5 protein-coding genes are annotated in these 8,662 nt (G+C 33.8%); 1 reads left to right on the plus strand and 4 read right to left on the minus strand.

Annotated features, from left to right (window positions below):
- Positions 1-563: 563 nt before the first annotated feature.
- On the minus strand, positions 564-1,523 hold the full coding sequence (locus CKF58_RS00580) for a thermonuclease family protein (RefSeq protein WP_119530050.1): 960 nt from the start codon (positions 1,521-1,523) through the stop codon (positions 564-566).
- Between the two features lie 158 nt (positions 1,524-1,681).
- A complete protein-coding gene (locus tag CKF58_RS00585) occupies positions 1,682-3,811 on the minus strand; it encodes a carboxy terminal-processing peptidase (protein ID WP_119530051.1) in 2,130 nt (709 codons plus the stop codon).
- Positions 3,812-4,322: 511 nt separating this feature from the next.
- On the opposite strand from CKF58_RS00585, the gene CKF58_RS00590 reads away from it, so the two are divergent.
- Positions 4,323-5,120, plus strand: a complete 798-nt coding sequence (locus CKF58_RS00590) for an HAD-IIIA family hydrolase (RefSeq protein ID WP_119530052.1) — start codon at positions 4,323-4,325, stop codon at positions 5,118-5,120.
- A gap of 175 nt (positions 5,121-5,295) precedes the next feature.
- On the opposite strand, the gene CKF58_RS00595 is transcribed toward CKF58_RS00590, so the two are convergent.
- Both CKF58_RS00595 and CKF58_RS00600 read right to left on the minus strand, forming a co-directional pair.
- Positions 5,296-7,017, minus strand: a complete 1,722-nt coding sequence (locus tag CKF58_RS00595; RefSeq protein WP_119530053.1) for an ABC transporter permease subunit — start codon at positions 7,015-7,017, stop codon at positions 5,296-5,298.
- A 64-nt stretch (positions 7,018-7,081) separates the two neighbouring features.
- A complete protein-coding gene (locus CKF58_RS00600; RefSeq protein ID WP_222987627.1) occupies positions 7,082-8,149 on the minus strand; it encodes a thiamine ABC transporter substrate-binding protein in 1,068 nt (355 codons plus the stop codon).
- Positions 8,150-8,662 lie beyond the last annotated feature (513 nt).

Here is an 8,662-nt window from a genome sequence, read left to right on the forward strand (position 1 = left end):
CTTATATTATAGCGATTTAAAAATTTTAAAAATTATCTAAACAGCTAATTTAATACTTAAATAAATTTTCTCTATTTTGAATGGCTAAAATAGCTAGAGCAATTTTTACCATTTATATAAATGACACAATATAAATATGCCTTCAGAGATAAATTAACAACAACCTATATCAATCCGGTAAGACAAAATATTTTAATGAATCTGACATCTCTCCCCTGGGGAGTATGTAAACGGATAGTCAAGGCAATCTTAAAGATTAAGGGCAAAAAAAATCTCAGTCAGTGCAAATTAATACACTTAACTGAGACCTGAATAACATTCATATTATATGATATAAGCTCATTTTTTTATTTTTTAGCTTGTGGTTATAATTGTCAAAATTTACTTTTGTCTCGAGGTCTACTCCTCCCCCCCCCCACTTCACCTATCAGTATTATTTTTACCAACTCTTTTTTAGTTAACCTACTATTTAGTTAAGAGAATATGACTTTCTTAATCTAAATTACTGAACTGAAGAGGTAAAGACCATAGGCTTTGACTAAAGTTATCCTTAAGTAAATTGACTATTTTTGTGGAGGCACAACACTTTGTCCGTTTAACCAATCACTTGTTTCATACATGCCAATTTTTTCATCTTGAGCTTTGGCTGCAGCTAAAGCAAAACTTTGCTTCCAAGTTGAATCTAAACCTAAATTACTTTCTAAAAAGGCATAACCATTTAAAAGCATTGTATAGTTTAGATTAGCTCCAAGAATATTGTAAGCTGTAGCTATGTAAGTATTCTCTGTAGTTTGCGCATTTACTTGTAAGTAAACTTGATGATTTTGATCATCTAAGTCGATCATGGTTTGGAGTTTTTCTTGCGCAAAAGTTCCTAAAGTTTTGGCATAACTATCGTTAGTATTAGTTGTATATACTTGAATACCTAATAATTCTACATTAATACTTTTACCTGTGGGTACATAAGTACAAGTAAAACTATTCCCACTGATAATTTTAGTAACTTTACAAGTTGGTAATACTTTTACGAAGTTAGCATTTGGTGCATACTCCATATAGTTAGGTTCTAAACCAACTTCTCCTAACTCACCAATATTAAAGAAAGGTAATTTGCTATAGTCTACTGGTGCAGGTTCTAACTTAGCTGTTGGTTGCGAATTATCATTAGTCTGGCTATGAGAAGCTTGTGCATTAGTAGTTTCAGCTTTTGCTTGCTCATTATTTGTATTGTTTGCAACCTGATCTTGATTACTATTCGTGCTATTTACTTCAGCAGTTGAAGTTTGCTGACTAGCTTGCTGACCTATACTTACGGTTAAACCTTGTTGCTGTTTATGTTGTTCTTGTTGATCGTAATAATAAACACAAGCCGCAAAAACTAACATTAAGAGCGGATAGAGTACCATTTGGCGACGGCGAGTACGTTTACGGTACTCGGCTGCCATTTTACGGCGCATTCTTTGTTCTGGGTTTAATTGATCTTCAGGAAGATCATCAATGTAATCGTGTGGTGATTTTTGCATAGTGTTTTAATGAGTTGTTTAAGTTGTGAGTTGTTTAATGATGATTATTTTAGCACAACTAACTGCTTTTGCAGATACGTAAAAAGTCCTAATGAGGTTCTTCTCATTAGGACTTTTTACTTTGTAGTTCGAGACAGAAAAATAATTAGTCTAGACTATTATTTTTTCTGATTCCAAAGTTTAACATATTCAACAAGTAGGTCTTTACTCATATCTAGAGCTAAATCTGGACCATCTTTGTCACCAATGTTTCTCTTCATTAACTCTTCATATGAGCTGTAAGATGGTTTGTTGTTTTCTTTAGCCCATTTGTTGTAGTTTTGTAAGATTTGACCTTGGTAGTATTTTTGGAACTCCAAACGTTTAGTATAGTTTACGTATTCGAACTTACGATCGTTTTCTGTTTTAATACGATTAATAAAGCTTACGTATTTACTATAATCAGGGTGAGTTTTACTCCACTCTTGTTGTACATTCGTTAATTGCGTAAGGATATTTTTACTTACGAAATTATTGTATGGAGTGTACTTAGCTGCGTTAATAGTTTCAGGTTTTAACGCATTGAAGAAATCAACTTCACGTTTGTTTAAAGTTAAGATTGGTAATTGGATATCCGGAGTTACCCCATTAACTTGTGTAGTTTTACCTGTAACACGGAAGAAGATTTGAATCGTAACGTAAGTTAAACCATCATTAGTAAAGTCTGAAATATTAATTGGAGCTTGAACAGTACCTTTACCAAATGATTTATCACCCATAATTAAACCACGACGGTAGTCTTGTACAGCACCAGAGAAAATCTCTGAAGCTGACGCTGAACCCGCGTCGATTAGAACGATAATCGGTTTATTAAAGAGGTAAGGTTTAGCCGAGAAAGAAACCGGACGTGAATTACGAGTCGAACCTACCACTTGCGTACGATTATTCGTTACTTGCATAATAGGTGAGAATTGGTCCAAGAAGATCGAAGAAATACCTTGCGCTTCTTCTACGTAACCACCTGTATTACCACGTAAGTCAATAATTAGACCTTCAAGATTTGGATTGCTACTTAAAGCTTTATATAAATCGTTTGAAAGACCTTGGTAGAATGAACCAAATTTTACTACCCCGTATTCTTTACCGTCTTTCGTATATTTTTTCAGGTTAACAACGATATCTTCTTGTTTAACTGCACCACGGTTAATAGATACTACTTTGGTAAAGCCGTCTTTAGAGTATAGACGTAAGAATACTTTAGTATTTTCTTTACCTTTAATTAATTTAATTAATGAAGGCATTAATAAAGTATCTGCATTTACCCAGTTTTTACCGTCTTGTGAAACAGCAAGGATTTCATCATCTTTTTCAATTCCGCCTTGTTTTTCTGACGGACCGCCTTTGATAATCGAAGCAATGACAAAAGTACCATCACTGTTAGCAGTAATTCCTACCCCAATACCGTAGAAGCTTGAACTTAAGTGTTCAGCCATAGTATTAGAGTCTTCTGGTGGGTAGAATGCCGAGTGAGCGTCAGCACCACCTTTTACTAAAGAATCAACAAATTTACCATATACATCAACACTTCTCGTGTTGTTTAGAGTATTTTGTTGGTAAATTAAACCACGCATTACATAAGCACGCACTTGATTCCAATCGAATTTTGGTTTATCGATTTTTACGGCGATTAGGCTTCTTAAAGCATATTTTTTCGCTACATCAGCTAAAGTAACACCTTCATCACGGAATTCTGCATAGTCACCTTTAGTAATTGTCATGTCTGTATCTAAATTCGGTTCTGAATTTAAAGATAAAACATATTCAGCCACTAAACGGTTTAACTCAGTTAGATGACGTGCGTATAGTTGATAAATCTTCCAACCTGTATCAAGGTTATTCGTAATTAAAGGATGATTACCTGTAGTATAAGTTTTATAAAGGTTTTCTACTTCTTGCTTGGTAAATAAAACTTTACCTGGATCAAGTACACGTAAATATTGTTCTAATACTTTACGCGCTAAAGGTTCACCTTCGTTAAGTCTTTGGTGTAAGAAGTGGTTATTCGCGTAAATTCCTGGAATTTGACGGAATGGATATTGGAATTCGTTATCTGGTTTAAAACTATCCCCGCTAATATTTGTGTTTAACACAAAATTGCTCATTACAGAGTTGCGAAGATATTTGTTTGTATCAATTGCAGGGCTTTTAGTTTTACTTACTAATACCGCATTTGCAGCTTGCGGCATTAACATAAAACTTGCAGAACTTAAACCAGCAAAGATTGCTGTTAAAATTAATTTAGTTTTCATATGGTTATTATTGAGTCTTATAGATCTCCTAGATCTACAGAACTTAAAATTTCTTAGATTACTGCTAAATTAACAATAACCTCAGAGTAAGCTAGAGGTTAACCTACTAAAAAATGAATAGTATATGTATAGATTTGCGTCTAACGTAGACAAAAAGGTATGACTATTATACCCATTTTTAGACTACAACTTCGGAAAGATATGAATATCGAAGCCAATATTTTGTTAGATTGCATAAGTGAAAGTAAAAATTGACAGTTATTAATTACGAAAACTTCCCCTTATCCAACTTTTGCAATTTTTTGCTCCTAAAACCTCTTGGTTTGTCTTGCGAATAAAAATATGTATAGAATAAGTAGCAAGTCGTAAGTATTGAGTGGTTCGATGTGAACAACTGCATTTAACTTAAAGCTGATTTGGATTTGTGATACAATTGAGCCAAAATAAGTCCAATCATTTTACCATTCGAAGAATTTAACGTTCAAAGACGTAGATACCTTTTTAAGCAAATATGGAAAAACTTCTCCCTTGTCATTTAACGCAAATCTTACCACATATGCTCTTGGCGCAAAAACACCTCGAGCAGTTACCAACTGATATTACAGTAGGAAATGAACAGTCATACCCAGTTGCGCAAGGCTTTCCTTTAAACGGTAATACTCCCGTTAAAGCGATTTTTTCTGATCGTGATGATACAATCAACGATGACGGAGATGGCTATTTACATGTGTATCAGCAAATGGAAATCCTTCCGCAAGTATATGAGACTCTTGCACAAAAGCAGCAACAAGGTTACCTAATTGTTATAGTTACTAATCAATCTGGTATTAGTAGAGGTAAGTTTAGCGAACAACAATTTATCCAATGCATGAATGACATGGCTGCCCATACTTATGAGCAAACTGGATTAGTAATTGATGCTGTACTCTTTTCTCCAGCGGCAGATAGTAATGATCCATGGCGTAAACCTAATACACAAACTTACCAAGATCTAAGTAAATTCTTTACTATTGATCTAACTAAGAGCTATATGATTGGGGATAAACCACTAGATATTCAGTATGGCAAAAACTTAAACTGTCAAACAATTCTCGTTGCTCGTGATTTACCTAAATTATTAGCTACCTCATCTGTTAATGCACCTGAGGCAATTGCCGTATCTACGATTAATGAAGCTCAAGATCTCTCTCTTGTTTGCCTTGATACGACAAAAATTAACGAACAAGAGTTAACTACTCTTCTCCCAGATTTATCAAGTAAACCAGATTATATAGTTAATCTCTTAGCAGCCATGCAGCTCATAAAATAGAAGCGTCAAGACTCAATTCTTGACGCTTCTATTTAAATGAAGAATTAACAAAACTTCTTCTAATTTAATTGCTACCAGTTCAATGGCATACTTATGAGTACATTTTAGTACTACTTAGCACTTCTCGCTTACTCTTTAGCATACCAATCAATACTCTTCAGTCTAACTTTATAGCTTAGTTAGCCGTAAAGGTTAAACTTTTCTTATTACGCTGTACCCAAGAATAAGCAATTAATCTTAAGCCTAAAATTCCTAAAAGTAAACAAGTAGCTGTAATATTGCCTTGATTAGAAGCAAAACTATTTAACTGATTAGAAAGTAAATAAGTTATGCTTGCTAATTGTTGTTCACTTACAAAGAACAGAATTATTGAGTAATCACCTAAACTTAAAATAAATACCGTAATGGCTGCATAAATTAGAGAGTTCTTAATAAGTGGTAATTCATAGCGCCAGAAGCTCTGCCATGAATTAAACCCTACCATCGCCGCTAATTGCGCATAAGATTGAGCTTGTTGGTAAGCAGGATATAAATAATTTAAACTAAAAACTAAGGCTGTAAAAGCATTAGCTAACATTATGAGCAGCATAAAGGTTTTCTTCCCAACAGCTAGATCTATGCCTAGGTTTAGCAGTAAGAAATAACCAGCTCCTAAGAGCATGCTGGGGATGACTAGACTTAAAAGACTTAAATTATTAAGCCATTGGGCAGCATAATCTCCTAACCAACGCATCCCTCGTAATAAAATCACCGACACTAACAAACAAATAATAGTTGCTCCCGCGGCAATAATTAAACTTGTTTGCGTAGCCTGCCACAGATCTTGCCAAGGATAACTAAACGTATCACCCGCAAAAGCTCTTGTACTAATGTCCTCTTCACGATAAAGAGAGTATTGTTGGTATAAATAAATACCACTCTTAATCCCCGCCCACACTAAACTCCATAAAGGTAAACCAATAAAAATAAAGATGACTAAAGCATAAGCTCGACTAAGTTGAGTTTTTAAAATTTTGTACGACCATAAGGTTTGCACATAAACATGATCTTGCAACTCTTGCAAACTAATACTTTTATTAGCAGTTCTTAATGGACGGCACAGCGAGATTAAAATGATTAGCAGGAGAGAAAAGATGATCTGCACTCCAGCAATCACTGCGGCTTTCGTGAAATCAGCTTCAGTTACTAAAGCTTGATAGATCCCGATTTCAAAATTAGTATACTTAGGACCACCTAAAAAGAGTACAAGTGCAAAGCTATTAAAGCAGAGCATAAACATGAGTAACCATAAGTTAAGCACATATTTCTTTAAATAAGGCCATTCTACATGGCGTAGGTTTTGCCAAGCATTAAAGTTACTCATTTGCGCGAGTTTAATTTGTTCAAGTGGCACTTTCTGTAAGGCATTGTAAAGAGTATTACCTGCATAGCCTAAATTAAAGTAGCAATTAGCAAGTAAAATCCCTCCCAAGCCGTAAACACTAATTTTCAATTCCCAGCCAAGGTAAGAAAATACACTATTTAACCAACCGTTTTGTCCAGCCAAAGTTATAAACGCAAAAACTACTAAAATAGTCGGTAAAGAAAAACTACTATTACTAAAAGTTAATAACCATGTAACTGTACGTGAGGATAAATAGTTTAAACTTTTAGCTAAAAGATATCCTCCAAGCAAAATAAAACAAGCCGAGAGACTTGCTTGCCAAAGAGTATTTTTAAGATAGATTCCTAATACTTGTGACAAGATAGCTCGTAAGTCAGCCCATGAAGTTAAAGAACTTGAATTGAGGTCAAATTCTGGACGTATAAGAAAAATGCTTCCTAGACTTAAAGCATAAAATAAGACAATTAAGCCTAGTACTAGTGCAGCTAACCACAGCTCACGCCGCTGTTGCATAATATTATTCCTTAATAAAATCCCTAAGGTAACTGAAGTTACCTTGGAATTTATTGTTTACACCTTATTCTTTTACAAAAACTTTAATATAAGCTTGTAACGCTGATTTTTCAGCTTGTGGATCAAGTTGACGTAAATCTAAAACTTTATAGTTATTAATAGTTTTAGCTACTGCTTGTTCTTGCTCACTTAAAACACTATCTATATTCACTACAGGATAAGAAGAATTGTATTTAAAGAATACTTTTTGCGCTTCAGGAGTTAATAAGAACTTAGCAAATTGCTCGGCTAATTTAGGTTGTTTACTTTTAACTGGTAAAAGTACACTATCTACTAAAAACGGCACAGCATCACCAATTAATAATGGTTGGAGATTAGTTTTATGTTCAACTAAGGTATGGTAAATAATCGAAGAAGAATAAGCTAGAGCAGCTTGTGATTCTCCTTTAGCAAAAATCCCGTACGATGATGACCAACCTTTACCTACCGTAACGGTTTTAGCTTTAATTTTTTGCCATAAAACTTCTTGTTGGGTTGCATCTTTACCATAGTAAGCAATAATTTGATTTAAAGTACGTCCTAAATCATTGCTGCGTGGATCTCCAAAAATAAAAGTAAACGGCATTTTATTGATTAAATCAACAAAACTTGCGTAATTTTCGCTAGGTTTAAACTTATACGTGTTATACATTACCGTTACTGCTGATGAGGTTAACGGTTGAGCATAAGTATTGTTCCAAGTTTGCGCAAAAGGAAAATTATTCAGGGCACTTACTTGATAGTTGATCGGACGAAAGAGTTTTTTATAAGTGCTATTAGCTAAAGTAGCACTGGTAATATCAACTCCCACAATAACATCTACAGGAGTTGCATTTTTCTTACTCGCGGTTAAAGCATAGCGATTAAGCATTTGATACTGATGTTGGTCAAGAATCCAATTAATCTTGCACCCACATTGCGGCTCAAATAAGGCACTTATTTGTTTATCCACACCATAATCTTGAATAACACTATAAGTTAAAACATTTAAAACCGGCTGCTCGGCTTTAGCTACTGGTAAAGTATTAACACTTACGGCTAAAGCACTTAATCCTACTAAGCTCCAAGTTTTAAAGCTGATTTTTTTATGCATAGATACCTCGCATTTTTTCACACAAATTTTGCGCATTAAAAAAACTTAGCTGGCAAGCTAAGTTAAATAGGAGATCTCAGATAAAAATCAGTATCGGTAAATTGTTTAAAGCTTTGGTGCTTGGGTCTTTTACTTTAAAGCTATGATTACTTAATATTTATCGTCTATTTGTATTACTCGTTTGGATTTATCAGTTGTTTAGCTTAGATATTTAGTCTTTTAGACTGATATATATGAGTTAACTACCTGTTAAATTTTATTGCAGCATTTAGTTACACCACTAAAACTTTATGTAAATTTAGTGAGCAACTTTTAATGTAACAACTTTAAAACTATAGTAATTTGAACTATAGTAACTTTAAACTATAGTTAAATAAACTTATTCACCAAGTTGTTTTTTGCTTTCAAAGTTGAGTTAACAAGTGTAAGCAATTGTTAATCCAGTAAGTAAAGATAAATACAGCAAGTAAATATAGCTTTTTGCACTTAAGGCTTAAACATTATTTACGCATT

Origin of the sequence: Psittacicella hinzii (assembly GCF_003585935.1) — a bacterium.
Taxonomy (GTDB): Bacteria; Pseudomonadota; Gammaproteobacteria; order Enterobacterales; family Psittacicellaceae; genus Psittacicella; species Psittacicella hinzii.

Bases quoted from the DNA above. Each gene is read 5' to 3' on its own strand.
- CKF58_RS00580 (WP_119530050.1), bottom strand. From the start codon at position 1,523: ATGCAAAAATCACCACACGATTACATTGATGATCTTCCTGAAGATCAA.
- CKF58_RS00585 (WP_119530051.1), bottom strand. From the start codon at position 3,811: ATGAAAACTAAATTAATTTTAACAGCAATCTTTGCTGGTTTAAGTTCT.
- CKF58_RS00590 (WP_119530052.1), top strand. From the start codon at position 4,323: ATGGAAAAACTTCTCCCTTGTCATTTAACGCAAATCTTACCACATATG.
- CKF58_RS00595 (WP_119530053.1), bottom strand. From the start codon at position 7,017: ATGCAACAGCGGCGTGAGCTGTGGTTAGCTGCACTAGTACTAGGCTTA.
- CKF58_RS00600 (WP_222987627.1), bottom strand. From the start codon at position 8,149: ATGCATAAAAAAATCAGCTTTAAAACTTGGAGCTTAGTAGGATTAAGT.